The organism is Streptomyces sp. NPDC015127, from assembly GCF_043080095.1.
Classification (GTDB): domain Bacteria; phylum Actinomycetota; class Actinomycetes; order Streptomycetales; family Streptomycetaceae; genus Streptomyces.
Window position 1 is genome coordinate 54,144 of record NZ_JBIBVE010000001.1, and the last position, 25,701, is coordinate 79,844.

Sequence of the window (25,701 nt, forward strand, 5' to 3'; positions counted from 1 at the left end):
GAACGGAACGTAACTGCCGGGCGTGCGCCGTCCGCCCGGTGACTCCGGGCGGACGGCACGTACCCGTCGGGCTACACGGCTGCGGGCGCTTCGCCCTCCTCCCCCGCCTCGTCCTCCTCCGCGGGGCCCGCGCGCAGCACGAGGGCGGCGGCCCCCAGCGCCACGACGACCAGGGCGCCGAAGACAGCGGCGACGCCCGGGTAGCCGGCCAGGCCGAGACCGGCGCCGCCCAGCGCGGCGCCCACGAAGACGCCGAGGCTCTGCCCGGCGGCGTTGAGGCTCAGGGCCGAGCCGCGCAGGGAACCGCAGCGCCGCACGAGCAGGCTCACGGCGCACGCGGCCACGACCGCGTGGGCGGCCGCGTGCACGGAGGTCAGCACGAGGGCGAGCGGCAGCCAGTGCGTGAAGTAGAAGCCAACGACGGAGGCGAGGGCCGCGACCAGGCCGATGACCAGCATGCGTTCGGTACTGATCCGGGACACGTCGGCGTTCGTGATCCGCCCGGTGAAGAGGTTGCTCACGAAGAACGACGCGCCGCTCAGGGTCCATACGAAGGCGAAGAGACCGGGGTCGAGGTCGAAGCGGTCGTCGTAGTAGGCCGCGAGGTAGGCCAGGTAGCCCATGAACACCGCGGTGCGGAGCAGGGAGACGAGGAGCAGCGGCACCACGCCGCGTACCGCTCCGAGGGCCTTGAACGACGCGAGGTAGCTCAGGCGTTGTTCGTTCCCGGCGGCCTGGAGTTCCTGCCGCGTGCCCCGTCCGAGGAAGACGAGGCCCAGCAGGAGGCAGGCCGCGGTCACCGCGACGAGGTCTCCCTGCCACCCCCAGAACAGGGCGGGCAGGGCGATGACGGGGGCGGCGAGCATCGCCGTCATCGACTGCGTCGCCGTGACCAGGGTCGCCGCCCGGCCGGCCGCCTTGCCCGAGCCGAAGCGGTCGGCGGCGGCCGCGGTGAGGGCCGGGTTCAGCACGGCGGTACTGGCACCGACCAGCAGGCAGAACACGGCGAGCAGGAGGAAGTCGCCGCTGGCACCCAGCGCCGCGGAGGCGCCGAGGGCGACGAGCGCACCGGCCGCGGCCCACTCCTTGCGCACCCGGTCGATGAAGGGAGCGAGTGCGGTGCCGACCAACAGGGCGGCGAGACCGCCGAGTCCACGCAGTCCGCCCATCGCCGCGACGCTGGTCCCGGCTCCGTCGGCGATCGGCACCAGGTAGGTGCTGAAAACGGTGAACGGCAGCAGACCGACGGCCGAGGCGAGCAGAACGGGCCACAGGGTACGGGCCATCCGCAGGTCGCCCGGCAGCGGTTCCTCACCCTCCGACGCCTTCGGCATCCTCGTGGTCTCCCGGTGCGTTGCCGATTCCTTGGCGTCCGTGCTCACGCACCCTCCCCGTCCGTGAGCACGGGCCGGTCGGCGCGGTAGCGGTACATGGGGGTCGGGTCGGCGCTGAACTGCGAGAAGGGGAACGGCTCGGCGTTCAGGGCGGTGACCCCGGCGGGCAGGAACGCGCGGGCGACGGCGCTGCCGGTCTGCGCGTAGACGACCAGCGGCACGTCCTGCTCCCGGCAGTGCTCCAGGACGAGGTCGAAGGTGCCGTTGCTCAGGGTCATGCCGGTTGCCACGACGGCGTCGGCTTCCTTGAGGACCTCGGTCATGTCGTCGGTGACCTGCTCGCCCCACTGCGTGGTGCGCAGGTTCAGGTCACAGGGCAGGCATACGCCGCCCCGGTCGCGTATCGCCGCGACCAGCGGGTTGACCACTCCGATCAGCGCCACCTTCGCGCCCGGTTCGATGTCGAGCAGGCCGGCGATGGACGCGTCGCGGGCCCGTGCGCGGACCTCCGGCGTTCCGGTGGGCAGCGTGACGACTTCGGCGTCGGGGGCGTCCCGGTGCGGCCGCACCTGGGCGAGGTAGGCGTCGAGGGCGGCGATACGGACGGGGGTCGACGGGTTGCGCAGCAGGGTGTCCAGCGTGTGGCCGGAGGCGTTCTCGCAGAAGTCCGGGGCGAGTTCACCGGCTTCGAAGGAACAGGCGCCGAAGGAGCGGCCGACGCGGAGCAGGAGGTAGTGGTTGTGGTAGGTGACCTCGCTCCCGGCCAGCCTGGTGGTGTGGTAGAGCCAGAAGGCGCTGGTGACGGCCAGCTCCCGGGGGTCGGTGCCGTAGGCGCCGGACAGTACGGCGTCGGTCAGTTCCGCGACTGTCTGCGGCGTGGGGTGTGACATGTCAGTTCTCTCGTCGGCGTGGTCTCGGTGCGGTCAGGGGATCGGGCCTGCCTCGGGGAGGCGGCCGGCGTGCGGTGGTGCTCAGCTCTCACCGGAGCTGCTGAGGTCGGGCCAGGAGGTGGTCGACCAGGGGTGTCTCAGCTCGTCGAGCGAGGTGATCTCGTGCGGCTTGAGGGTGTCGATGTCCGGGGCGTCGGCGTGCCGGGCGTAGGCGCTGTCGACGTAGCGGTGGCCGGTGTCGGCGGCGATGAAGACGTACGTGCGGGAGTCGCCCCTCCGGCGCTCCCAGGTGGTGGCCAGGTACGCGGCACCGGTCGAGAGGCCGGCGAAGATGCCGCTGGTCCGCAGGAGTTCGACGGAGCCGGAGAGCGCGCAGTCGAAGTTGACCCAGTGGATCCGGTCGTACAGCTCGTGCCGGACGTTCTGGAAGGGAATGGCACTGCCGATACCGGCGATGATCATGTCCGGGTCCGACACGTGTTCCGATCCGAAGGTGACGCTGCCGAAGGGCTGGACGCCGACGAGCGACACGTCCCGGCCGGCCTCGCGCAGATACGTCGCGAGGGCGCCGGTCGACGCACCCGAGCCCACCCCGCCGACCAGGGTCACGGGCCCGGCGGGCACCTCCCGGTCGATCGCGTCGGCAACGTCGCGGTAGCCGTAGTAGTGGATGCTGTCGTGGTACTGCCGCATCCAGTGGTACGACGGGTTCGCTTCGAGGATCTCGGCGATGCGCCGTACGCGCAGTTCCTGGTCGAGGCGCAGGTTCTTCGACGGCCGGACCTGCTCCAGCGTGACGCCGAGTATCTCCAGCTGCACGCGCAGGGTGCGGTCCACCGTGGTGGAGCCCACGATGTGGCACTTCATTCCGTAGCGGTGGCAGGCCAGCGCCAGGGCGTGCGCGTAGATTCCGCTCGAACTGTCGATGAGGGTGTCACCGGGTCTGACGGCGCCCGATTCGAGGAGGTGGCGGACCGCCCCCAGGGCCGAATAGATCTTCATCGTCTCGAACCGGAGGCAGACCAGGTCCGGCCGCAGGGATACGAGATCGGGCCTCTTGACGGCCTCTGCTATGTGCGGATGCATATCTGTCCCTCCGTCAGGCGGCGACGCGGCGGCGGAGTCTGAAGAGACAGGTCTGGACGTTGTCCGTGTCCCAGGTCTGCCGGTGGATGACCTCGGGGGTGAAGCCCGACTCGATGGCGTACCGGACGATGTCCCGTATCTCGGCGGTGTTGGAGACGATCAGGTAGACCTCGCCGTCGGCCGAGAGCAGATCGCGCCGGACGATCTGGTCGAAGAACCGCACGGCGATGTCGATGCCGACGCAGACGTTCCGCACCACGGCCGGATCGTCGCTGACCGTCTCGCGCACGGCCGGCGGATTGAACGTGATGACGTCGGCCTGCGCCCCCTCCGGAAACCCGTCGAACAGGTCGGACACCAGCGGGTGGAACGCTGTGCCCGGCCGTTCGCCGACGATCCGGGCGTAGTGCTCGGCCGCCGCCCGGACGCTGTCCGGGTCGACGTCCATCGCGTAGACCTCCCGGGCCTCTCGGACACCGGCGACCACGGCCTCGACGCCGAGGCCCGCGCCCATGGCCGCGTACGACCGGCCGGCCACCGGGATGGTGCCGTCCAGCAGCCGGTCGTGGACCATCCGGCTCGTCTCGCCCGGCATGAAGACACCGGGCGGCAGGTCGAACGACCATCCGTTGTACGTGTACGTCCGGTGCGTGTGCAGGTCCGGCTTCGGCTTGTTCACGGCGAGGATCTCGTCCGCGGGGAGCGTGTGCGGAAGGCTCCGGTGGAGCTCCCACACGTCCTCGCCGGCGGCGGGGACCCTCGAAACAGCCGTGGCCCGGCTGCCGTTGTGCTCACCCATGCTTCCTCCTCGGATGGGATGTCGACTGGGCAACGAGCCGAGAGCCTCCACTAAGTGAAAATGATTGTCAAGACCGATAACGGAGAGGGACCCTCGGACTTGCCCAGGAGAGGCACCGTCAGATAGGAATGATTATCACTTTCATAATGTGGTCCCTGGCGCAGGAAGACGTGAGAGGAGCTTCGTGAAGCTGTCCCAAGAGGTCGTGCCCCGGCCTCGTCCACCGCGGCAGGGAACGACGGGAGTCGGAGCGGGCACCGCCTTCGGCACCTTCGGCGAACTGCTCCAGGGCGTACTGCCGGAGAAGGACGGCGACTTCCTGGTGACACTGCCCGTCGCCCGATGGACGAGAGCCACCTTCCGGCAGGACCCCGGATCCCGTGACGTGGTGGTCCGGCCCGCCCAGAAGACGAAGGCCCTCCGACTCGCCCGCCTGATCATCGACGAGGCGCCGCGGCCGGCCGGAGGACTCCTGACGGTCAACAGCGTGATCCCGGAGGGCAAGGGACTGGCAAGTTCCTCCGCCGACCTGGTCGCGACCGCGCGGGCCGTGGGCCAGTCCCTGAACGTCGACATGCCGCCGTCCCGGATCGAGCGGCTCCTCGCGCGCATCGAACCCACCGACGGCGTCCTCTACCCGGCGATCGTCGCCTTCCACCACCGGACCGTGCGTCTGCGCGCCGTCCTCGGATCCCTGCCCGCCATGGGCGTGGTGGGGATCGACGAAGGCGGCTCCGTCGACACCGTCGACTTCAACCGCATCCCCAAACCGTTCACGACAGCCGACCGGCACGCGTACGCACGCCTGCTGGACCGTCTTGCCGACGCCATCCGGACGCGGGACCTCGCGGAGGTGGGCCGGGTCGCGACCCGCAGTGCGCTGATGAACCAAACCCTCCGGTACAAGAGGTCGTTGGAGCCCATGCGCCGGATCTGCCGCGACGTCGGCGGGCTGGGAGTGGCCGTCGGGCACAGCGGTACGACACTCGGCGTGCTGCTGGACACCAGGGACCCGGCGTACACGCACCGGGTCACGGCCGCGGCGCGGGCGTGCTCGGAACTCGCGGGCGGCGTGGCCGTCTACCGCACCCTCAGCTTCCCGAACACCCTCTACGCGGGGTCCGGCCCCCGCATTCCGGTGTGATCCGGGCGGCTCGCCGTGGGCGGCGCTGTGACGGATCCCGGACGGAAGAACACCTCAGCGACGCCCGTTGTTCGCCTTGGCGTCACCGAACGAGCATCAATGTCGGAAAATATCTGTGTTCCTGGCTCAGGGAGGGAACGCAGGTGCGGCAGCGACGGATCAATCGGCTACGACGACTCGGTGCGGGGTTGGCGGTCCTGGCAGGCATCGTGTCGCTGTCCGCCTGCGGGTCCGGAGCGGCCGACGACGGCGAGAGCGCCGCGGACAAGGCGCAGGCCGACATCGCCTGCGCGCAGCAGGGACGACTGGCGGCGTCCGGCTCCACCGCCCAGCAGAACGCGATGAAGCACTGGATGCGGGAGTACCAGCGGGCGTGCCCGGGCGTGCAGATCCGCTACGTGCCCATCGGCTCGGGCGGCGGAGTCGCCCAGTTCCTGCGCGGGGCGACGGTGCTCGCCGGCACGGACAGCGCGCTGAAGCCCGACGAGGTCGAGGCGTCCCGACAGACCTGCCCCGGCGGCCGGGCCATCGACCTGCCCATGGTCGGCGGGCCGATCGCCATCGGCTACAACGTCGACGGCGTCGACGACCTGGTCCTCGACGCGCCCACGCTCGCCCGCATCTTCGACTCGGAGATCACCCGGTGGGACGCCCCGGAGATCCAGCGGCTGAACCCCGGCGTCTCCCTGCCCCCGACCCCGATCGTCGCCGTGCACCGCTCCGACGGATCGGGCACCACACAGAACTTCAACGCCTACCTCGCCGCCGCTGCGCCCGAGCAGTGGCCTTACGAGGCGGAGAAGGCGTGGCAGGCGAAGGGCGGCCACTCGGCGGCGGGTTCCGACGGCGTCGCCTCGCAGGTGTACACCACGGACGGCGCGATCGGGTACGTCGAACTGTCCTCCGCCGCGGAGGAGAAGCTCCCCACCGTCAAGCTGGACACCGGTGCGCCGGAGCCCGTCGGGGTCTCGGCGAGGGCGGCGTCGGCGGGCATCGCCGCCGCCGAGGTGGGTGCCGGCGGGGGCAAGGACCTGACGGTGGAGTTCGACTACGCGACCGAGGCGCCGGGCGCGTACCCCCTGGTCCAGGTCACCTACGAAGTCGTCTGCGACAAGGGCACCCCGGCCGAGGCGCTCCCGGCCCTCAAGTCGTTCCTCACCTACACGGCGGGCGAGGAGGGCCAGAGCCACCTCGCGAAGATGCACTACGCGCCCTTGCCGGACGCTCTGGCCGCACGGGTACGGGACGTGGTGGCGAGCCTGTCCTGACCGGGGCAGCGCAAGCAGCGGCTCGCCGTCCGGTCACTCGTCGTCGATGTCCTCACCGTCCGGGTCCGGCTCCGCCTGGTCCTTGACACGCTTGCCGACGACGGCGGCCGCCGCGAGCGCGCTGGCGAGGAAGGCGGCCGCGACCGTCCACGGCTGGTTGAACCGGTGGCCGGTGGCGTAGTCGAGTGAGTACCGGCCGGGGCCCGCGACGCCGAGAGCGGCCGCGGTGAATCCGAGGAACGCCGGATACTCGAAGCCGCCCGACTGCATGAAGAAGCCGGCCGGTGCGTGCACGGAGACGGCCCCGGCCATGTTGCCCGCCGCCGCCGCGCCGGCGGCCGGTGTCGCGAGCCCCAGCGCGAGCAGCACGCCGCCGCCCGTCTCGGCGAGACCGGCGGCGAGAGCGCTCCCCTTGGGCGGATGGAAGCCCATGGCCTCCATCCCCTTGCTGGTGCCCTCCAGGCCGCCTCCGCCGAACCAGCCGAAGAGCTTCTGCGTGCCGTGGGCGGCCAAAACCGCGCCGGTACCGACCCGCAGGACGAACAGTCCGGCGTCACGGCGGTTGAAGGTCAGTCCGGTGTCACGGCGGTTGAAGGTGATCATGGCTGCTCCCGGTGCGGATGACATGGGCGACGCCCTCCACTCTCGGCCCGCCGGGGGCCGGGGCCGCTGCGTTGCTGGTCCGTACGGGTGACCGGACGGCGACCGCTCAGGCGGGGCGTTCCGCCAGGTACCGCATCGCGTACGAGCTCCAGGGCCGCCAGCGTTCCGGGGCTGCGCCGGCCGGCACCACCGGGTCGCCGGGGAGCGGGACGTCCGGGTCGCCGAGGGCGTGCATGCGGATGCGGGCCGCCGTCGGGGCGTCGATGCCGGCGAGGGCGAGCAGGCGGCGTTCGGTGTCCTCGCGGTCCGCGCCCGGGTCGAGCGTGATGTCTCCGGCGGCGAGCGCCGTCGTCAGGGAGCGCAACGCGGGCGGACCGGCCTCCGTCAGGCTCTCGGCGCGCGGGAAGAGGTGGGTGAGGCCGCCGCTGGGAACGCACAGCCTCTCGCCGTATACCGCCACGAGTTCCGCGGCGGACGCTCCGGCCACGACACGGATCGCGGCCTCGTGCGGGTCGGCCGCGCCCGGGACGCGCAGGCCGGGGCGGGCGGCGACCAGCGGGGCGAGGACCGGGTCGGCGCCGAGGCGTTCGGCGACCGCGCAGGGGTCGGCGTCCAGGTCGAACAGCCGGCGCACCCGCTGCGTCGCCGTGGTCAGGTCGCGCAGGTCGGCGAGGTGCAGACGGCACTCCAGCCAGCCTCCGGCGCCCGGCCGTTCGGACACCTCGGCGACGGAGGCGCCGCCGGGCAGGCGCAGGGTGCGCCGGTAGGTGCGCGAGCCGCTCTCGCCGACGACCTCCTCGACGCCCGGGACCGCCCGGGCCGCCAGGTCGTCGAACATCGCGCGCGCGTCGTACGGGCCCCGGTAGGCGAGCCGCAGCGGAACGCCCGCACCGCCGCCCTGCGCGGGGGCGCGGCCGGCGCGGGCGGAGCGCAGCTCGCTGGGGGTGGCGGCGTAGATCTCCCGGATGGTGTCGTTGAACTGCCGTACGCTCGCGAACCCTGCCGCGAACGCGATCTCCGCGGCCTGCAGCGTGGTGGTCTGCAGCAGGACGCGCGCGGTGTGGCCGCGCTGCGCGCGGGCCAGCGCGATGGGTCCGGCGCCGAGTTCGGCGTTGAGCTGGCGCTGGACCTGGCGGGCGCTGTAGCCGAGGCGGGTGGCGAGGCCCGCGACGCCCTCGCGGTCCACGACGCCGTCGCCGATGAGCCGCATGGCGCGGCCGACGACGTCCGCGCGGACGTTCCATTCGGCGGAGCCGGGCACGGCGTCGGGGCGGCAACGGCGGCAGGCGCGGTAACCGGCGCCCTGGGCGGCGGCCGCGGTGCGGTAGAACGACACGTTCCGGCGCTTGGGGGTGACCGCGGGGCAGCTCGGGCGGCAGTAGATGCCGGTGGTGGAGACGGCGAAGAAGAACACTCCGTCGAAGCGGGCGTCGCGGCTGCTCACCGCCTGGTACCTGCTGTCCTCGGTCAGGACGTCCGCGGCCCGCGTCGCTGTGGGGCTCTCGTCCGCCGTCCGGCTGCCGTCGATGGTCATAGGGCCAGTATCGGAGGCTCAGCGGTCGCCGGCTGGCGGGTATCGGACATGACGCTGATCCGGACCGGGCCGCCGTCCGGGTCCACCTCGGAGAGCCAGTACGACCGCAGGTGGATCGCGCGGTCGGGTACGGCGGTGCGGGGCAGCGGCTGCCGGTCGAGCGGCCGACCGTCCTGTTCGACGAGGAGGACCGCGCGGGGCAGCCGTTCGGTCGTGCGCAGCAGGAAGCGGCCCTGCGGGGGCGGAGGGTCCGAGGCGGTGACGAGGTTCGGGGTGATCCGCAGCAGCGGGGGCCCGCATCTGATGGGCGGGCCCGCGGCGGGCCAGGATGCGCCGGCGCCCAGATACCGCAGCACGGCGGCCGCGGCGTGCCGTCCCTCCTCGGCGGCCGTGGCGGCGGGCTCCGCTCCGCGCAGCAGGTTGCCGGCGGCGAAGACACCATGCCGGGCCGTGCGCAGAGCGGTGTCGACGGCCGGTCCACGGGTCGCGGGATCGAGCGGTACGCCGCCGTGCCGGGCCAGTTCGTGGTCGGGGATCCAGTCGCCGGTGAGCACCACCGTGTCGCAGGCGACCAGACGCAGCACACCGTCGGGCCCGAGCAGCCGTACGCCGGTGAGCCGGCCCCGGCCGGTCAGCTCGGCGACCGTGGTGCCGGTGACGACCGGGACGCGATGGCGCGGGGACTGGAGCGGGCCGTGCGCCCGGTCGGTGACGAGCGCGACGACCTGGGTGCCGGAGCCGCGCAGGGTGCGGACGGCGGTCAGCGCGACGGGCTCGGAGCCGACGACGACGGCGCGGTGGCCGGTGCGGTGGCCGTGGCGGTGCACGGACTGCTGGAGTTCTCCGGTGGTCAGCACGCCGTCGGGCCGGTCGCCGGGGATCAGGCGGGCGCTGCGGGGGCGCTCGCGGGCGCCGGTGGCGAGGACGACGGCCCGCGCGGTGACGCGTTCCAGACCCGCGGGGGTGGTGAGGTCGAGGGTGAGGGGTCCGGCCCAGTCCGTGACGGTGGCCGAGGTGCGCAGGACGGCTCCGGCCGCCACGGCGGCGTCGACGAGGCGTCGGGCGTAGGAGGGGCCGTCGAGCGGGCGGTGGCGGGGGCCGAAGCCCCGGTGGGGTGAGTGGCGGGGGATGCCGCCGGGTTCCTGTTCGCGTTCGACGGCCTCGACGGTGCCGGCGCCCTGCGCGGCGAGCCGGGTGGCCGCGGCGAGTCCCGCGGGGCCGGTGCCGACGACGAGGACGTCGACGGTCCGTTCCCGGCGCTGCTCCCCGCGGCTCATCGCCCGGCCCCGTCCGCCGTGTCCCCGGCGACGGGCGCGTCCGGGTCCACGGTGAGGGGAGCGTCCGGGTCCCCGGCGCGGTGGGCGTCGAACAGGGCGCGGACGGCTGCTCCGCAGTAGAAGCCCTGACAGCGGCCGCCGCGGGCGCGGGTACGGCGCCGCAGGCCGTCGAGCGACGCCGGGGGCAGGGTGCTGGTGAGCGCGTCGCGGATCTCGCCGCGGGTGACGCGCTCGCAGTGGCAGACGATCGTGCCGTACGCGGGGTCGGCGGCGATCAGGTCGGCTCGCTGGTACGGGCGCGGAAACGCCTCGCCGATGCCGGGCATGCGCACCGGTTCCAGCGGTTCTGCCGGACCGAGGTCGAGCCCCGCGTCGCGGAGCAGCCCGACGACGTACGCGGCGATGGCGAGGGACGCGGTCAGGCCGGTGGAGCGGATGCCGCCGACGGTGACGTACCGCTGTCCGGGACGGGAGCGGATGCGGTAGTCCTCCTGCCCGGTGGCGGCGCGCAGTCCGGCGTAGACGGCGGTGACCTCCTCGTCGATCAGGTCGGGCAGGATGTGCCGGCCCTTCTCGCGAAGGAGTGCGAGCCCCTGCGCCGTGGAGCCGGTGGCCCGCTTGTCGTCGAGGTCCTCGGCGGTGGGGCCGAGCAGTACGTTGCCGTACACGGTCGGTGCGACGAGCACGCCCTTGCCGAGCGCGGTGGGCACGGGCAGCAGGATGTGGCGGACGAGGGGGCGGGCGAGCTTGTCGTAGACGATCAGCTGGCCGCGGCGCGGGGTGACGGTGAAGTCGTCGTGGCCGAGCAGCCGGTCGAACTCGTCGGCGTGCAGTCCGGCCGCGTTGACCAGGTAGCGGGTGCGCAACACCCCGCGGTCGGTGGACAGTTCGTGGACCCGCCCCTGGGTCACCGACTCCACCCGGCAGTTGAGGTGGAGGGCGACTCCGGCGCGTACGGCCTGGGTCGCGTAGGCGAGCGTCGTGGTCCAGGGGCAGATGACCGACTCGCCGGGCACCTCCAGGGCGCCGAGTGCGCCGGGGCCGAGCCGTGGTTCTCGGCGGTAGGTCTCGGCGGCGTCCAGCTGGCGGGTGTCGTGGCAGCCGTTGCGTACGGCCTTGTCGGCGAGCCGGGGCAGCGCGGCGAGCTGCTCCTCGTCCCAGGCGACGAGGAGCGCGCCGACGGGTTCGACGGGGATCCCGCTCTCGGCCGCGTAGGCGGCCAGGCGGCGCTGCCCCTCGCGGACGAGCCGGGCCTCCAGGGAGCCGGGGACGGCGTCGAAACCGGTGTGCAGGATGGCGGTGTTGGCCTTGGACGTGCCGTTGCCCACGTCGTTGCTCGCGTCGACGAGCGCGGTGCGCAGCCGGTGCCGGGCCAGTTCGCGGGCGATGGCGGTGCCGACGACGCCGGCGCCCACGACGACGACGTCGTACGGGCGGCCGGGCAGTTCGCCGCTGGTGGTGACGGTCATACGGCCGGTGCCGCCGCGGGCGAGCGCTCCAGCAGGGCGTCCACCTCGGCGCGGAAGCGGGCGAGCCGTTCGGCGGCCTGGTCGGCGCCGATCCGCGGCTCGTAGACGGCGGACGGCGTCCACGGCGGGACGGCCTGCCGCGGTGACAGTGCCGGATCCGTGCCGAGCCGGGCCACGGCGGCCACGCCGAGGGCGGTGGCGTCGGGCAACGCCGAGACCTCGACGGGGATTTGGAGAAGATCGGCCTGGGTCTGCATGAGCAGCGCGGAGCGGGTCAGCCCGCCGTCCACCCGCAGTGAGGTGAGAGGGGCGCCGAGGTCGGCGGCCACGGCGTCGGTGAGGCCGGCCACCTGGGCGGCGATGCCCTCGCACAGCGCGCGGACGAGGTGTCCCGGCCCGGTGTCCAGACCGAGTCCGGTGACCGAGCCCCGCAGGTCGCCGCGCCACCAGGGGGCCGCGAGCCCGGCGAGCGCCGGAACGAAGGTGACGCCGCCGCTGTCGGGGACGGCCGAGCCGACGGGGTCGAGGTCGGCGGCGCCGGAGATCACGCCGAGGTCGGTGAGCCACCGCACCGCGGAGGCCGCCGTGTACACCTGGCCGTCGAGGCAGTAGCTGGTGTTCCCGCCGAGCCGCCAGGCCACGCAGCTGACGAGGCCAGTCGTGGCGCGCAGCGGCGCCGGCCCGGTCTGTGCCAGCAGGAAGGCACCGGTGCCGTAGGTGCACTTGGCGGTGCCCGGTTCGGTGACGCTCTGGGCGAGCAGGGCGGCCTGCTGGTCGACGAGCAGACCGGTGAGGGCGATGCCGGGACCGAACGCGGTCGTGACGCCGACCGGCCCGTCGGCGTCGACGACGTCCGGGAGCCGCTCGCCCGAGAGGCCGTAGATGTCGAGGGCGCGCGGCGACCAGGCCGTGCTGTCGAGGTCGAGGAGCTGGGTCCGGCCGGCGGTGGCCGCGTCGGTGACGAACGCTCCGGTCAGGCGGTGCACGAGCCATGAGTCGCTGGTCGTGACGACGCCGTCGCGGGTGAGCTCGCGGCGGATCCACGCCATCTTCGGGGCGGCGAAGTACGGGTCGAGCGGCAGCCCGGTCAGCTGCCTCAACTCATCGGCGTGCGGGGCGAGTTCGTCGCACAGCGGTGCGGCGCGCCGGTCCTGCCAGACGATGGCGTCGGTGAGCGGCTCGCCGGTGGCCGGGTCCCAGGCGAGGACGGTCTCGCCCTGGTTGGCGAGGCCGACGGCCAGGACCGGTTCGCCCGCACGGGCGAGGGCCTGGCGTCCGGCGTCGACGACGGAGGCGAGCAGCGCGCGGGGGTCCACCTCGACGCGGCCGCCCGGACCGTAGCGGGGGGCGACGGGTGCGAAGCCGCTGCCGATGACGCCGCGCTCGGGACAGACGACCAGCGCCTTCGTCCCGGACGTGCCCTGATCGACGGCAAGCACAGGGCCTGTCACGGCCACCCCGTTCTCCGCTCGAAGAAACCTGGATCGAACCTGGATCGACGCCTTCGTCGACACCTTCGTCGACACCTTGATCGCTGCGGAAAAGCGTGGTGCAGACCGCCGCCCCCGTCAAGGGCCGCCCGGCACCGGGTCGTCCTGATACATCATCAACTCCTTGTCCTGGGCGATCTGTTGAGTAAGATCGGCGCGTCACGGAAAGCGGAACGGGGACCGGCGCAGCCCCCCGCCGGCGTGACATCGCCTGCCGGCGTCCGGCCGACCACCGGACGTCTGCCCTGCACGACGGACGGCCGGTGCGTTGCCGGGCGTCCGGATCCGCCCCGACGGCGGCCGGCCGCTCCCGGACGTCTCCTGCCCGGTGGACGCCGATGCCCGCCGGACGGACACGCACGCTTCACCTCCTCCATCGTCCCGAGAGGCCCCATGACCTTCAGTTCAGCGCCCGATCCCCGCCGCCGACCGAAGGGATGGGAGGCGTACGGGTCGTGACGGCCGCGCCCCCCACGGCTCGGAACGGGAGGCCGGGCTGATGGCTCAGGACGACTTCCGGCCGGTGTACCACCCAGCCGGTCACGACAGCGGACTCCGCGCCGCGCTCCAGGACCTGCGCACCGGCCGCTGGCTGGCGATGCGGAATCTGCTGGAGACCACCGCCGACTGGGCCGTGTGGACACAGCGGACCCAGGTACTGGCCGCGGTCGCCGCCGGAACGGACATGGTCCGGGCCTGGCTCGCGGACGAACCGGCGAGCCCCGCGGCGGCCGTGATGCACTGCCGTGTGCTGGTCGAGCGCGCGCTGAGGGCGCACCGCGAGGGGCATCACCGCACCGGCGAGCTGTGGCAGGAGGGCCGGGAGGCGTGCCGTGCCGCGGCGCACGGCGCCCCCGAGGACCCGGTGCCCTGGGTGTGCCTGCTGGCCCTGGCGCAGCTCGACGAGGGGCAGCGACTCGAGGAGCACCGCACGGCGCCGCCCGGTCCGATGCTCTTTCCGGGACCGTGGGGTCTGCTGGCCCAGGCGGACAAGCGTGATCCGCACAATCGCGAGGCGTACCACCGGATGCTGCAGTTCGTGTACGGCCGCCGGGCAGGCGGGCATCTGTCCGACGCGGTCAACCTCGTCCAGTGGGCGTCGTCCTCGGCGCCGGCCGGGTCGGCGGTGAAGGTGCTCCCGCTGTACGTGCGGGTGGAGCGCTACCGCCGTGAGCACGGCCACGAGAAGGCGCTCGATCTGCACTGGGTGACCGACGACGCGGAGCGCGAGGCGCGGCGGGCGCTGGCCGACTGGTTCGACGTCACGGACCCGGCCCGCCGTTCGCTGCTGGACCTCGGCCATCTGGCGCACGCGCTGTGGGGTGCGCAGCAGTTCGCCGACGCGGGCCGCGTGTTCGAGGCGCTCGGCCCGTACTACACGCCGCAGCCGTGGTCGTACCGCACCCACGATCCCCGGGACGCCTCGCTCGCCAAGGAGGTGTTCCTGCGCGCCCGTTCCCGCTGTCTCACCGCGGCCCGGGAGGCGCGCCCCGGCCCCTGAAGACCACATCCGCACGCCCACGGGCCCCGCTCACCAGGCCCTTGCTGGACCGTCCCGCGCCCCCGTTCCTTCCGCTCCCCGCGTCGCCTTTCCCCGGAGGTTTCCCGATGTCCGTATCCCCACCGTCCCCGTCCTCCTCGCCGTCGCCGCAGGCCGCGCCTCACCGGCCCGTCCCGGGCCACACGCCGCACGGGGACGAGGAGGAGCGGCTGCGTGAACTCGGCTACCAGCCCGTCCTGGCCCGCCGCATGGGCGGTTTCGGCAATTTCGCGATCAGCTTCTCGGTGATCTCGATCCTGTCCGGCTGCATGACGCTCTACGGCTTCGGTCTGGGCACCGGCGGCCCCGCGGTGATGCTGTGGGGCTGGGCGGGCGTCGGTCTCTTCGTGCTGTGCGTCGGCATGGCCCTGGCCGAGGTCACGAGCGCGTACCCGACGTCGGGCGCCCTGTACTACATGGCGGACCGGCTCGGCGGCCGCAAGTGGGGCTGGTACACGGGCTGGCTGAACCTGCTCGGCCTGCTGGGCGCGATCGCCGGCATCGACTACGGCTGCGCGCTGTTCACGGGCGCGTTCCTCAATCTGCAGTGGGGCTTCGAGCCGACGCCCGGCTCCACGATGCTCATATTCATGTGCATCCTCCTGCTGCACGCCACGCTGAACCTGTTCGGCGTGCGACTGGTGAGCCTGCTGAACTCCGTCAGCGTGTGGTGGCACCTTGCCGGTGTCGCCCTGATCGTCGGCGCGCTGGCGATCGTCCCGTCCGACCACCAGTCGCCCGAGTTCGTCTTCGGTGAGTTCGTGAACGACACCGGCTGGGACAACCCGGTCTACGTGGCCGCGATCGGTCTGCTGCTGGCGCAGTACACGTTCTCCGGGTACGACGCCTCCGCGCATCTGTCGGAGGAGACGTCGAACGCCTCGGTCAGCGCGGCCAAGGGCATCGTCCGCTCCATCTGGGTGTCGTGGATCGCCGGCTTCGCCCTGCTGGCGGGACTGACCTTCGCCATCCAGGACTACGCGGGCACCCAGGAGACCGCGACCGGTGTGCCCCCGGCGCAGATCCTGATCGACGCGCTCGGCGACGGCGCCGCGGCGGCCCTGCTGCTGGTGGTGATCGTCGCGCAGCTCTTCTGCGGCAACGCGGAGGTGGCCGCGGCGAGCCGCATGGTGTTCGCCTTCAGCCGGGACAACGCCCTGCCGGGCTCGGCGCTCTGGCGCAGGGTCAGCAGCCGCACACAGACGCCGGTGCCCGCGGTGTGGCTGTCCGTCGGCTTCGCCTGTGTGCTGGCGCTGCCGTCGCTGTACTCGGCGACCGCGTACGGTGCGGTCACGGCGATCAATGTCATCGGTATCACCCCGGCGTACGCGATCCCGGTCTACTTGCGGCTGAGGGCGGGCGACCGCTTCCGGCCGGGCCCGTGGAGCCTGGGCCGCTGGAGCCGGCCGATCGGCTGGGTGGCCGTCGTGTGGGTGGCGTGCGTGACGGTCCTGTTCTGCCTGCCGCAGTCGAACCCGGTGACCGTCGACTCGATGAACTACGCCTCGATCGCGCTGGTGGCGGTGCTGGTGCTGGCCACGGTGTGGTGGTTCGTCGCCCGGCGCACGTACAGCACACCGGCCGCGTACGGGAACGCTCGTGAGCAGGCGGAGATCGCGGAGAACATCGTCTGACGCGCGCGCACGTTCCGGCGAGGGGGCCCGTCCGCACCGGACGGGCCCCCTCGGGGGTATCTCGCCGTGGTGCCGTCGCGGCCCACCCGTCGACCGTGATGGGCACCGGAATGCCCGACGCGACAAGGGCGTTGGGGCGATGTGCGCTCCGTTGCCGGAGCCGATGCCTGCCGAGTCGTGTCCTACCGAAGGAGTGCGTGTGCCATGGCCCTCTCCCGCCACGAACGTGAACAGTTCCTCGCCGAGCCCCATATCGCCGCGCTCGCGGTCGCCGCGGGTGACGACGGCGGACGGGCGCCGCTCACCGTGCCCATCTGGTACCAGTACGCACCGGGTGGCGACATCTGGATCATGACTGGCCGTGATTCCTGCAAGGGGCGGCTGATCGCGCAGACAGGGCGATTCAGTCTCATGGTCGACCGCGTGGAGCCGACGATCCGGTACGTCTCCGTCGAAGGCCCCGTCATCGACACCGTGCCGGCCACGCGGGAACAGCTGGTGGAGATCTCCGCCCGCTACCTTCCGGCCGAGAAGGTCGAGGCCTACGTCGACTTCGCCTGGAAGAACCACGGCGATCAGGTGGTCATCCACATGCGGCCGCAGCGCTGGGTGAGTTCGGACCTCGGCGAGGTCTGAGCCGGCCGGACCGACGCCGTCCCCCGGTCCCCCGGCCTGCCCTTGAGTCCCCGCACCCGAGCATGTGTCCCGTCGCCTCCAGCCGTCTCCCCCTCCCCCACCCTCGGGGTGCGCGAGGGGGACAAGGGTTTTCCCCGTATCGCGTTCACCTCAGGTTTTCCTACTGTCTGCCGCACCGGCAGATCCCGCCTCCCTGACTCGCGAGCCCTACGACTCTCCTGTCAGGTGCATGTAGATCGGGCCTGCCGGTACGGCCCCGGCCAGGGGCCGTTGTGCCGGCGGCGGCGCGCGGGCTACCCGGCCCGGGGAACCGTGGGAAGCAACCCCCACACCGCACCGCGGTTCCCGCGCCGCCCGCCCGGCTGAAGAGACCGTCATTCGAGAGGAACACCTTGAACGGTTCCAGGCGGAGACTCATAGCCGTCGCGGCAGCGAGCGCCACGCTCGCCGGCGTTGCCGCGACGACTTCCGTGGCGTTTGCCGCAACGCCCGCGAATCCCGCGCCGAAGCCCGCCCCGGCGTCGCAGTCGATGTCCACCCCGCCGGCCGCGCCGGTGGAGAAGGTCATCGTCACCTACAAGTCCAGGGCCGACGAGGCCACGTCCAACACCGCGGCCAGGAGCGACGCGGCCGAGAAGGCGGAGAAGACCGGCGAGAGCCTGTCCTTCGAGCGCCGGCTCGCCGGCGGTTCGGCCCTGGTCGACCTCGGTGGCGAAGCGTCCGGGACGACGGTCGCCGAGGTCATGGACGCCTTCCGCGCCGACCCGCAGGTCGCCTCCGTGGAGCCGGACATCCGCGCCTACGCGATGGCCGTCACCCCCGACGACACCGAGTACGCCAAGCAGTGGGACCTCTTCGAGTCCACCGGCGGCATGAACGTGCCCGGCGCCTGGGACAAGACCACCGGCAGCGGCGTGACCGTCGCCGTCATCGACACCGGGTACGCGGCGCACACCGACCTCGCCGCGAACACCGTCGCCGGCTACGACTTCATCTCCAGCTCCACCGACGCCCGGGACGGCGGCGGCCGCGACAGCAACCCCAAGGACGAGGGCGACTGGAACGCCACCGACGGCGAGTGCGGCACCGGTTCGCGGGCGAGCAACTCCTCCTGGCACGGCACGCATGTCGCGGGCACCATCGCGGCGACGACGAACAACGCCAAGGGCGTCGCGGGTATCGCGTACGGCTCGAAGGTCCAGCACGTCCGCGTGCTCGGCAAGTGCGGCGGTTCCTCCTCGGACATCGCCGACGCCATCACCTGGGCCTCCGGCGGCTCCGTGCCGGGTATCCCGGCCAACGCGACCCCGGCGAAGGTCATCAACCTGAGCCTCGGCGGCGCGAGCAGCACCTGCCCGAGCGTGTACCAGAACGCCATCAACGGGGCCGTGTCGCGCGGCACCACCGTGGTCGTGGCGGCCGGCAACAGCAACACCAACGCCTCCGGCTTCACGCCCGCCAACTGCGCCAACATCATCAACGTGGCGTCCACCAGCCGCGAGGGCAACCGTTCGTTCTACTCGAACTACGGCACCATCGTCGACGTCGCCGCGCCCGGCGGCGAGACCCGCCGCGCCACGGACACCCCCGGCACGGTGACCACCCCCGAGAACGGCATCCTCTCGACGCTCAACTCGGGCACCACCACCCAGTCGACCGAGAACTACAAGCCCTACCAGGGCACGTCGATGGCCGCCCCGCACATCGCCGGCCTCGCCGCGCTGCTGGAGTCGGCCAAGCCCACGCTGGCCCCGGCCGACATCGAGTCCGCCATCAAGGCGAACGCCCGGCCGCTGCCCGGCACCTGCACCGGCGGCTGCGGCGCCGGCATCGCGGACGCGACCAAGACGGTGAACGCCGTCTCGGGCACCACCCCCGGCGGTTCGGTCTACAGCAACACCAACAACGTGACGATTACGGACAACTCGACCGTCACGTCGTCGATCGCCGTCACCGACCGCACCGGCAACGCCCCCGCCGCCCTCAAGGTCGACGTGGACATCAAGCACACCTGGCGCGGCGACCTGGTCATCGACCTGATCGCCCCGGACGGCACGGTGCGCAACCTGAAGACGTCCGCCGGCTCGGACAGCGCCGACAACGTCCTCGCGACGTACACCGTCGACGCCTCCACCGAGGTCGCGAACGGCACCTGGAAGCTCCAGGTCCGCGATGTGGCGTCGGGTGACACCGGCTACATCGACTCGTGGAGTCTCACCTTCTGATCCACCGGATCGGATACATCACCGCTGGTCAAGGCGCGTCTCCGGCATCTGCCGGGGGCGCGCCGCCGCGCTGCATTAAGTCCAGACCTGTCCGCATGCCGGACGACTGCCCTGGACTGAGGGGACAGGCTTCGTATCCTCTGCTCGAACGGGCAGGGGGCCCGCGCACGCCGGAAGGTGGTGGTGGGCTCATGACATCGGCCGCAAACCGCGCCGAGCCGGTCGGCCGCGCGGAACTGCTCGCCCGCCTGGACCGTGTGCTGGGCACCGGCGGCCGTGCGCTGCTCACCGGTCCCCCCGGCGTCGGCAAGACGGAGGTCGCGCTGTCCGTCGCCGCGCGTGCCGAGGCACGCGGCGAGACCGTGCTCTGGCTGGCCGCGCTGCCCGCCGACCGCGGCATCCCGGGTGCGGCCGCCGCCGCGCTCATCGCCTCCGTCGCGGCTACCGCCCTGCCCGCGCAGGGCCCTGGATCCGATGCGGACGTCCTCGCGGGCCTGCCCGGTCCACAGCGCGCAGCCGTCGCCATGCTGTGCCGTGAGGCGCCCATGCCGGAGGGCGGCTGGGACCCGGTCGCCCTGCGTCTGGCCCTCGCCCGCATCCTGCGCACCCTGGCGGCGCGCGGGCCGGCCCTCCTGGTGCTCGACGGCGTCCAGTGCATCGACCCGGCGAGCGCCGACCTGCTGCGGTTCGCGCTCCGTCTGGCCCCGCCCGAACTGCGGGCCGTCGCCGTCGACACCCCCGCCGCGTACGGCACGGCCGACTGCGCGTCCGACGTGCGGCACGAACCGGAAGCGGCGGCAAAGCCGCTGTGGGAGCCGTCCGAGGCGGACGTGCTGAACGTGCCGCCCCTGCAGGCCGACGAGATCGCCGAACTCCTCATCCACCACCGGCTGCCCGCGCGCATGGCGGGCCGCATCCACAAGGCCAGCGGCGGCAACCCGCGGCTCGCCCTGGCCGTCGGCCGCTCCCTCGCGGACGCGCGTACGCCCGTGCACCACGCCGAGTCGCTGTCGTTGTCGGGGCGCGCCCGGGATCTGGCCCGCGCGCTGCTCGACGCCGTCTCCCCCGACGTCCGCGCGACTCTTCTGCTCGCGGCGCTCGCCCTGCGGCCCTCGGCCTCGCTCATCCGCCGGGCAGGGCGGCCGACCGCCGAGGCGGACCTCGCGGCCGCGGAGCGCGCGTCGCTCATCCGGCTCACGGAGGACGGCACGGTCGCGTTCTCGGCCGGCGTCCTGCCCTCGACGCTGGTGCACGACGCCTGCTGGACCGAGCGCAGCGCGGGCCATGCGGCGCTCGCCGAGGTCGTCGACGACCCGGTCGAGGCGGTGCGGCACCGGGCCCTGGCCACCGACATCCCCGAGGAGGGACTGGCCGCCGAGGTGTCGGCCGCCGCCGAGACGGCCCGGCGGCGCGGCAACAGCACGCTCGCCGCCGAACTCGCCCTCCTGGCCGCCGAGTCCACTCCCGGCCTGCAGGGCGCGCAGCGTATCGCGCGGCTCGTCGACGCGGCGGAGGAGGCGGCCCGCGCGGCGCGCGCCGATCTGGCGATGCGCGCGACCACGGATCTGCTGGCGCGGGACGCGTCCCCGGCCGACCGGGTGCGGGCCCGGCTCGCGGTGCTGGACACCGCCGGCCAGGGGCTGACGGGCCTCGACGAGATCTACGTCCACGCCACGGAGGACTCGGAGGGCGACACGGCGCTGCGGGCCGCGGTGCAGCTGCGGCTGGCCGTCAAGCACGTCCTGGCGGACGGGGATCCGGTGCGCTCACGCGCGGCGGCCGTGGAGTCGGCGGCGCTCGCCGCGTCGGTGGGCGACCGGGCCACGGCGGCCAAGGCGCTGACCGTGCAGGCGCGGATGGACCGGGTGCTCGGTTCGCCGGAGGCGGAGCGGGTGCTCACCGAGGCGCGGGCCCTGGAGATGGTGGAACGCCCGCTCGGGGTCCGCAACGCGGCCCAGATCCTGACCATTCGTCACGCCATGTTCGACGACCGCCTCACCGAGGCCCGCGACCAGCTGGGGGCGCTGCTGCCGCTCGTCGAACGCCGCGGTTCGGTGGAGGACACGATCGAACTGCTCCACACACTCGCGGAGGTCGAGGCCCGGCGGGGTCAGTGCGCGGCGGCGCTCGCGCACGCGGGACGCTCACTCGCCCTGACGCTGGAGGCGGGACTGTCCCCGGGCCCCGCCTGGTACACCCTCGCCCTCGCCGAGACCGCCGGCGGCAGCTTCGCGCGGGCGGCGAGTTACGCACGGCGCAGCGCAAAGGCGTCGGAGGAGGAGGGCGACCACGTCTTCCTCTCGCGCAGCCTCTACGCGCTCGGCCGGATCCAGTTGCTCACCGGTGACGTCGCCACCGCCCAGGAGACGCTGCGCCGGGTACAGGTGAGCGAGGCGGCCCAGGCGACCGTCGACCCGTCGATGCTGCGCTGGCACGAGGAGCTCGCCGAGGCGCTGGTGGCGGTCGACGCCCTGGAGGAGGCGGCCGCGCTGCTCGCGGACGTCCGCCCGGTGGCCGAGCGGCTCGGCCGCACGACGGTGCTGCTCGGCTGCGACCGGGCGCATGCGCTCCACCTCGCCGCGAGCGGCTGCCCGGACGAGGCGGCATCCCTGCTGACGGAGGTCGCCGAACGGTACGCCGAGGCGGGCCTGCCGTTGGAGCGCGGCCGGGCGCTGATCACCCTGGCCCGCGTCGAGCGGCGCCGCCGCAGGCGGTCGGCGGCGGCGAGCGCGTTGCAGTCCGCGGCCACGGTCTTCGAACGCGCGGGCGCCACCCCCTGGCTGGCGCTGGCGAGGGACACCCCGACGGCCCCGGCCGAGCAGGCGTCCACGCCCGCGCGGGGTGCTCTGTCGTCCCTGACGGACGCGGAGCTGCGGCTGGCACGGCTGGTGGGCCAGGGGGCGAGCAACCAGGAGGCGGCGGCGAAGCTCTACCTGAGTGTGAAGACGGTCGAGGCGAGGTTGACCCGCATCTACCAGAAGTTGGACGTGCGTTCACGGGCGCAGCTGGCGACGGCGCTGAACGGCTGACGGCTGACGGCTGACGGCAGCGCGGGCATGCGTATGGGGGCCCGGGAGTCCCGGGCCCCCACATCTCCCAGCAGGCTATGGACCGACGACGATCCTGCAGTAGCCGGTGAGGGCGGTCATGGCGCCCTTGCCGCAGAGCCGGCCGGTCGCACCGCGATGTCGGAGGTCGCGACAGTGCTCAGGTTGGGCTCAGCTGCCGTCTGCCGGAAGGAAGCAGAAGGTAACGTGGCTGATCTGGGGCTGCTGTCCGCCCTCGTTGGTCGGGGCGATGAGGTCATCGTCCTCCGCGATGCCGCCGAGGGGCCGGTAGTCGTAGAGGTTGCCGGCGTTTCCGCCCTTGACGATCACGGCGCCGGCGACGAGTTCACCGTCGAAGTTGAAGTTTTCGAGCGTCAGCAGGTCGTCGCTGAAGTCGACGTCGAGAGTTCCGGTGAGCGTGCCGTCCTCGCTGGTAACCGGGATGTCCGTGTCGTCCTGGGGAGCCACGTCGATCTCACCCACGAAGCCGTTCTGGACGTCCTCGCAGCCAGGGTTGTTTTCGTCCGGAATGACGGTGGGCTCGACCACGGCGAAGCGCTGCTGCTCGGCCGCCGCGGGGCCGGTGACGCCGAGCGCCAGCGCCGTGGCCAGGCCGAGACCGAGCGTCGCCAGCCTCGCTCGCCTCGATGTCATTCGAGTGGTTACTCGCATTACGAGTACTCCTTCTTCCTCTGGGTCAACCGGACACTGATCGGTGTGCCGGAATGCGCCCTGGCGGCCTTTCGCGCCTTTCCTTCGGCGATTCGAGCGGGAAAGAAGGCCTACTGGAAAACGCGGGCCACCGGGCGAGCCAACAATTACATGATCAGACCGCCACCGCTCTTCACAACGAGTCAGGCGTACGCCATCCGGGCTGGATTGAGCACCGGCGAGACGAGTTCCGTCGCAGCGGCAGGCCGAAATGCCGGGGAAAGACAGGGGCAGCCACCCGAAAGGACGAGCGGCTCCCCATCCGGGCGCATTTGGCATGAGCATTCCCACAACCTCAACCAGGCCCCGTCACCGCCCGCTCACCCCCTCGCGAGAGTCGGGCCACACCACCCCAATAAGTACGTAAAGCAGGTCATAGCTGTGGATACGTTGATATAAACGACACATGAGGCGCGTGAGCTGCTCACGTCCCCCGTCCCCGCAGCCGCGCCCTGCACCTGCGACGGGGGCCACGAGGAGAACCATGCAGCAGTTCACCAGCACGGCATCCCAGCAGACGGCCTCAGTCACGCCGCACCGGACGACTCCACGCAGACCCGCCAGAGCCGAGTGGTACACGGCGCTCGCTGTCTGCGTCGACTCCGCCGGAGTTGCGCTCCCGACGGCGATGACGTTCTTGATGATCGGGGAAACCCACCCCGTGCTCCGCGCGATGGGGATCACCGTCGCGTGGGTCCTCGTGGGCGTCCCCTCCAGGCGGTACGCCCAGTGGACATGGGACGAGGGCGCGCGCATCGGACCGGTCGTCAGGGACTGGCTGGTGCTGATCGGCGCCTTGGCCGCGCTGCGTACCGCCTTCGGTCTCAGCAGCGCTCCCCCCGCGGCTCTCGCCGCACTGTGTCCATCGCTGCTCATCACCGTGGCCTGCCGCAAGGCGATCCGCCGCCATCTGATGGTGGTGCGTCGGCGCGCCCAGGCCCTGCGGCGCGTCCTCGTCATCGGGGAGGCCCCCACGGTGGACGCCGTGGTGTCACAGCTCGCCGAACGCACCGACCACGGCTATGTGGCCGTCGGGGCCTGCGTCGTCGGCGAGGGCGAGGTGCTGTCCGGCGTACCGGTGTGCGTCCGGCTCCCGGCCGACGAGCCGGCCGGCCTCGACGACGATGCCGCGCCCGTCGGAGAGGCGGCCGAGGCTCTCGGAGCCGACATGGTCTTCGTGGCCGCCGGCCGGCACATGTCCGGGGACCGGCTGCGGCGCCTCTCCTGGACCGTGCACGACCGGGACTGGCCACTGATGGTCCTGCCGGGCATCACCGAGGTGGCCCGGCACAGGGTGCGCCTCACGTCCGCGGCCGGGCTCGCCCTGCTCGACATCTCACCGCCGGTGCGCCGCGGCCTGCCGACGGTCCTGAAGGCGGCCACCGACCGCGTCGGGGCTTTCATCCTGATCGTCGCACTGGCACCGCTGTTCGCCTGCCTGGCACTCGCCGTGTACATCGGCTCGCCCGGGCCCGCCATCTACCGCCAGACGCGTGTCGGTCGGAACCGCCTCCCTTTTTCCATGTGGAAATTCCGGACCATGGTCGTGGGCGCGGACCGGCTGCAGAGTGACCTGTCGGCGGCGAACGAGCACGACGGTCTCATGTTCAAGATGCGCCAGGATCCGCGGGTCACTCCCGTGGGCCGCTTTCTGCGCCGCTATTCGCTGGACGAGCTCCCCCAATTGGTCAATGTCCTGCTCGGCCACATGTCATTGGTGGGACCTCGCCCACCTCTCCCGGAAGAAGTCGCACGCTACGACCGGGTCGAAATGCGCCGGCTGAACGTCAAACCCGGCCTCACGGGGCTGTGGCAGGTGAGCGGACGGTCGGACCTGTCCTGGCACGAGACCGTCACCCTCGACCTGCGGTACGTGGACAACTGGTCGTGGACCAGGGACATGAACGTCATCGCCCGCACGGTGCGCGCCGTGCTGGACGGCCGAGGGGCGTACTGAGGCTCAGGCGCCGACCGCCGCCCGACGGGCGGCCTGGGGTTCTCCCGTATTCAGCCACGACGCGTACGTGGACGCGACGCCGTCCCGAAGGGTGATCCTCGGCTTCCAGCCGAGGGCGGTCATGCGGGAAACGTCCAGCAACTTGCGTGGGGTGCCGTCCGGCTTCGTCGTGTCGAAGGCGATCCGCCCTTCGTAGCCGACGACCTCCCTGACCAGGCCGGCCAGGTCACCGATCGTCAGGTCGTCGCCGCAGCCCACATTGACCGGCATGTCTTCGTCGTAGCGACGCAACAGCGTCACGCACGCGTCGGCAAGGTCGTCGACGTGAAGGAACTCTCGGCGAGGGGTGCCGCTCCCCCACAGTACGACCTCGTCGAGCCCGTCCCGCTTCGCCTCGTGGAAGCGCCGGATGAGAGCCGGCAGGACGTGTGAGGACTCCAGGTCGAAGTTGTCCCCCGGCCCGTAGAGATTGGTCGGCATCGCGCAGATGTACGCAGCGCCGTACTGCCGGCGGTAGGACCGCACCTGCACGATGCCCGCGATCTTGGCCAGCGCGTACGGCTCGTTGGTCGGTTCCAAGGGACCCGTGAGCAGGGCCTCTTCCCTGATCGGCTGGGGCGCGAGCCTGGGGTAGATGCACGAGGACCCCAGGAACAGCAGGCGCCGCACACTGCAGGCGTGCGCCCCGGAGATGACACTCAGCTGGATCTGCAGATTGTCCTCGATGAACGGAACCGGACGAGTGCTGTTGGCCATGATGCCACCCACCGTGGCGGCGGCCAGGACGACGGCGTCCGGGCGTGTGTCACGCAACCAGGCCGCCGTGGCGGTCGCGTCGCGAAGGTCCAGTTCGGACCGGGTCCGAGTGAGGACCTCGTATCCGTCGGCCCTCAGACGGCGGACCATCGCGGAGCCGACGAGACCACGGTGGCCGGCGACGTACACACGGGCGGGCGCGGCAAGGAGATCTTCCATGTGGCCGAGTCTGCCAGCAACACACCCATATATACCGGTTCACACTGAAATTCCGCGGAAACTCGCATGCTTGGACCGACCG

The 25,701-nt window shown here is 72.3% G+C and carries 19 protein-coding genes; 8 read left to right on the top strand and 11 right to left on the bottom strand.

From position 1 onward, the window contains the following. Window positions 1-71 precede the first annotated feature (71 nt). From ACF08N_RS00285 to ACF08N_RS00300, 4 genes are all read right to left on the bottom strand, one after another. Window positions 72-1,382, bottom strand: coding sequence for an MFS transporter (locus tag ACF08N_RS00285; RefSeq protein ID WP_392322283.1), 1,311 nt, complete (start codon window positions 1,380-1,382; stop codon window positions 72-74). After that, window positions 1,379-2,224: a Rossmann-like domain-containing protein gene (locus ACF08N_RS00290; protein ID WP_392322284.1), complete on the bottom strand. Its 846-nt coding sequence runs from the start codon at window positions 2,222-2,224 to the stop codon at window positions 1,379-1,381. Before ACF08N_RS00290 ends, ACF08N_RS00285 begins: the two co-directional genes overlap by 4 nt. Window positions 2,225-2,305: 81 nt before the next feature. Continuing rightward, window positions 2,306-3,310 (bottom strand): pyridoxal-phosphate dependent enzyme, encoded by a 1,005-nt coding sequence (locus tag ACF08N_RS00295; RefSeq protein ID WP_392322285.1) that lies wholly within the window; start codon window positions 3,308-3,310, stop codon window positions 2,306-2,308. A gap of 13 nt (window positions 3,311-3,323) precedes the next feature. Next, window positions 3,324-4,109 (bottom strand): methyltransferase, encoded by a 786-nt coding sequence (locus ACF08N_RS00300; protein ID WP_392322286.1) that lies wholly within the window; start codon window positions 4,107-4,109, stop codon window positions 3,324-3,326. A 184-nt stretch (window positions 4,110-4,293) separates the two neighbouring features. Between ACF08N_RS00300 and ACF08N_RS00305 the strand changes: the two genes are divergently transcribed. Further along, window positions 4,294-5,253, top strand: a complete 960-nt coding sequence (locus ACF08N_RS00305; protein WP_392322287.1) for a kinase — start codon at window positions 4,294-4,296, stop codon at window positions 5,251-5,253. Between the two features lie 188 nt (window positions 5,254-5,441). Further along, on the top strand, window positions 5,442-6,521 hold the full coding sequence (pstS, locus tag ACF08N_RS00310; protein ID WP_392322288.1) for a phosphate ABC transporter substrate-binding protein PstS: 1,080 nt from the start codon (window positions 5,442-5,444) through the stop codon (window positions 6,519-6,521). A gap of 33 nt (window positions 6,522-6,554) precedes the next feature. Here pstS and ACF08N_RS00315 read toward each other — a convergent pair whose 3' ends face one another. The 5 genes from ACF08N_RS00315 to ACF08N_RS00335 all read right to left on the bottom strand — a co-directional run bounded on the left by ACF08N_RS00315 (window position 6,555) and on the right by ACF08N_RS00335 (window position 12,855). Continuing rightward, window positions 6,555-7,124, bottom strand: a complete 570-nt coding sequence (locus ACF08N_RS00315) for a DoxX family protein (RefSeq protein WP_392322289.1) — start codon at window positions 7,122-7,124, stop codon at window positions 6,555-6,557. Window positions 7,125-7,230: 106 nt separating this feature from the next. After that, window positions 7,231-8,595, bottom strand: coding sequence for a bifunctional transcriptional activator/DNA repair enzyme AdaA (locus tag ACF08N_RS00320; protein WP_392322856.1), 1,365 nt, complete (start codon window positions 8,593-8,595; stop codon window positions 7,231-7,233). Between the two features lie 59 nt (window positions 8,596-8,654). After that, window positions 8,655-9,935: an NAD(P)/FAD-dependent oxidoreductase gene (locus ACF08N_RS00325; protein WP_392322290.1), complete on the bottom strand. Its 1,281-nt coding sequence runs from the start codon at window positions 9,933-9,935 to the stop codon at window positions 8,655-8,657. After that, the gene (locus ACF08N_RS00330; protein ID WP_392322291.1) at window positions 9,932-11,404 is read right to left on the bottom strand and encodes an FAD-dependent oxidoreductase; all 1,473 of its coding nucleotides are present in this window, start codon (window positions 11,402-11,404) and stop codon (window positions 9,932-9,934) included. Before ACF08N_RS00330 ends, ACF08N_RS00325 begins: the two co-directional genes overlap by 4 nt. Beyond that, complete coding sequence (locus ACF08N_RS00335) at window positions 11,401-12,855, bottom strand: FGGY family carbohydrate kinase (RefSeq protein ID WP_392322292.1); 1,455 nt, start codon at window positions 12,853-12,855, stop codon at window positions 11,401-11,403. Before ACF08N_RS00335 ends, ACF08N_RS00330 begins: the two co-directional genes overlap by 4 nt. A 538-nt stretch (window positions 12,856-13,393) precedes the next feature. Between ACF08N_RS00335 and ACF08N_RS00340 the strand changes: the two genes are divergently transcribed. From ACF08N_RS00340 to ACF08N_RS00360, 5 genes are all read left to right on the top strand, one after another. Next, entirely contained in the window at window positions 13,394-14,395 is a 1,002-nt protein-coding gene (locus ACF08N_RS00340; RefSeq protein WP_392322293.1) for a hypothetical protein, read from the top strand. Window positions 14,396-14,502: 107 nt separating this feature from the next. Further along, window positions 14,503-16,068, top strand: coding sequence for an amino acid permease (locus ACF08N_RS00345; RefSeq protein WP_392322294.1), 1,566 nt, complete (start codon window positions 14,503-14,505; stop codon window positions 16,066-16,068). 204 nt (window positions 16,069-16,272) lie between these two features. Then, entirely contained in the window at window positions 16,273-16,704 is a 432-nt protein-coding gene (locus tag ACF08N_RS00350) for a pyridoxamine 5'-phosphate oxidase family protein (protein ID WP_392322295.1), read from the top strand. A 530-nt stretch (window positions 16,705-17,234) separates the two neighbouring features. Next, on the top strand, window positions 17,235-18,929 hold the full coding sequence (locus ACF08N_RS00355; RefSeq protein ID WP_392322296.1) for a S8 family serine peptidase: 1,695 nt from the start codon (window positions 17,235-17,237) through the stop codon (window positions 18,927-18,929). A 191-nt stretch (window positions 18,930-19,120) separates the two neighbouring features. After that, window positions 19,121-21,958 (top strand): AAA family ATPase, encoded by a 2,838-nt coding sequence (locus ACF08N_RS00360; RefSeq protein ID WP_392322297.1) that lies wholly within the window; start codon window positions 19,121-19,123, stop codon window positions 21,956-21,958. A 189-nt stretch (window positions 21,959-22,147) separates the two neighbouring features. On the opposite strand, the gene ACF08N_RS00365 is transcribed toward ACF08N_RS00360, so the two are convergent. Beyond that, the gene (locus ACF08N_RS00365) at window positions 22,148-22,630 is read right to left on the bottom strand and encodes a hypothetical protein (protein WP_392322298.1); all 483 of its coding nucleotides are present in this window, start codon (window positions 22,628-22,630) and stop codon (window positions 22,148-22,150) included. 697 nt (window positions 22,631-23,327) lie between these two features. On the opposite strand from ACF08N_RS00365, the gene ACF08N_RS00370 reads away from it, so the two are divergent. Then, entirely contained in the window at window positions 23,328-24,644 is a 1,317-nt protein-coding gene (locus tag ACF08N_RS00370; protein WP_392322299.1) for a sugar transferase, read from the top strand. A gap of 3 nt (window positions 24,645-24,647) precedes the next feature. On the opposite strand, the gene ACF08N_RS00375 is transcribed toward ACF08N_RS00370, so the two are convergent. Continuing rightward, window positions 24,648-25,619, bottom strand: a complete 972-nt coding sequence (locus tag ACF08N_RS00375) for a GDP-L-fucose synthase family protein (RefSeq protein ID WP_392322300.1) — start codon at window positions 25,617-25,619, stop codon at window positions 24,648-24,650. Window positions 25,620-25,701: the final 82 nt, after the last annotated feature.

Excerpts from the sequence above, each read along its gene's own strand:
- ACF08N_RS00330 (WP_392322291.1), bottom strand. The coding sequence starts at position 11,404 with ATGACCGTCACCACCAGCGGCGAACTGCCCGGCCGCCCGTACGACGTC.
- ACF08N_RS00370 (WP_392322299.1), top strand. The coding sequence starts at position 23,328 with ATGATCGGGGAAACCCACCCCGTGCTCCGCGCGATGGGGATCACCGTC.
- ACF08N_RS00375 (WP_392322300.1), bottom strand. The coding sequence starts at position 25,619 with ATGGAAGATCTCCTTGCCGCGCCCGCCCGTGTGTACGTCGCCGGCCAC.
- ACF08N_RS00315 (WP_392322289.1), bottom strand. The coding sequence starts at position 7,124 with ATGATCACCTTCAACCGCCGTGACACCGGACTGACCTTCAACCGCCGT.
- ACF08N_RS00295 (WP_392322285.1), bottom strand. The coding sequence starts at position 3,310 with ATGCATCCGCACATAGCAGAGGCCGTCAAGAGGCCCGATCTCGTATCC.
- ACF08N_RS00300 (WP_392322286.1), bottom strand. The coding sequence starts at position 4,109 with ATGGGTGAGCACAACGGCAGCCGGGCCACGGCTGTTTCGAGGGTCCCC.
- ACF08N_RS00360 (WP_392322297.1), top strand. The coding sequence starts at position 19,121 with ATGACATCGGCCGCAAACCGCGCCGAGCCGGTCGGCCGCGCGGAACTG.
- ACF08N_RS00355 (WP_392322296.1), top strand. The coding sequence starts at position 17,235 with ATGTCCACCCCGCCGGCCGCGCCGGTGGAGAAGGTCATCGTCACCTAC.
- ACF08N_RS00290 (WP_392322284.1), bottom strand. The coding sequence starts at position 2,224 with ATGTCACACCCCACGCCGCAGACAGTCGCGGAACTGACCGACGCCGTA.
- ACF08N_RS00365 (WP_392322298.1), bottom strand. The coding sequence starts at position 22,630 with ATGACATCGAGGCGAGCGAGGCTGGCGACGCTCGGTCTCGGCCTGGCC.
- ACF08N_RS00325 (WP_392322290.1), bottom strand. The coding sequence starts at position 9,935 with ATGAGCCGCGGGGAGCAGCGCCGGGAACGGACCGTCGACGTCCTCGTC.
- ACF08N_RS00340 (WP_392322293.1), top strand. The coding sequence starts at position 13,394 with ATGGCTCAGGACGACTTCCGGCCGGTGTACCACCCAGCCGGTCACGAC.
- ACF08N_RS00345 (WP_392322294.1), top strand. The coding sequence starts at position 14,503 with ATGTCCGTATCCCCACCGTCCCCGTCCTCCTCGCCGTCGCCGCAGGCC.
- ACF08N_RS00350 (WP_392322295.1), top strand. The coding sequence starts at position 16,273 with ATGGCCCTCTCCCGCCACGAACGTGAACAGTTCCTCGCCGAGCCCCAT.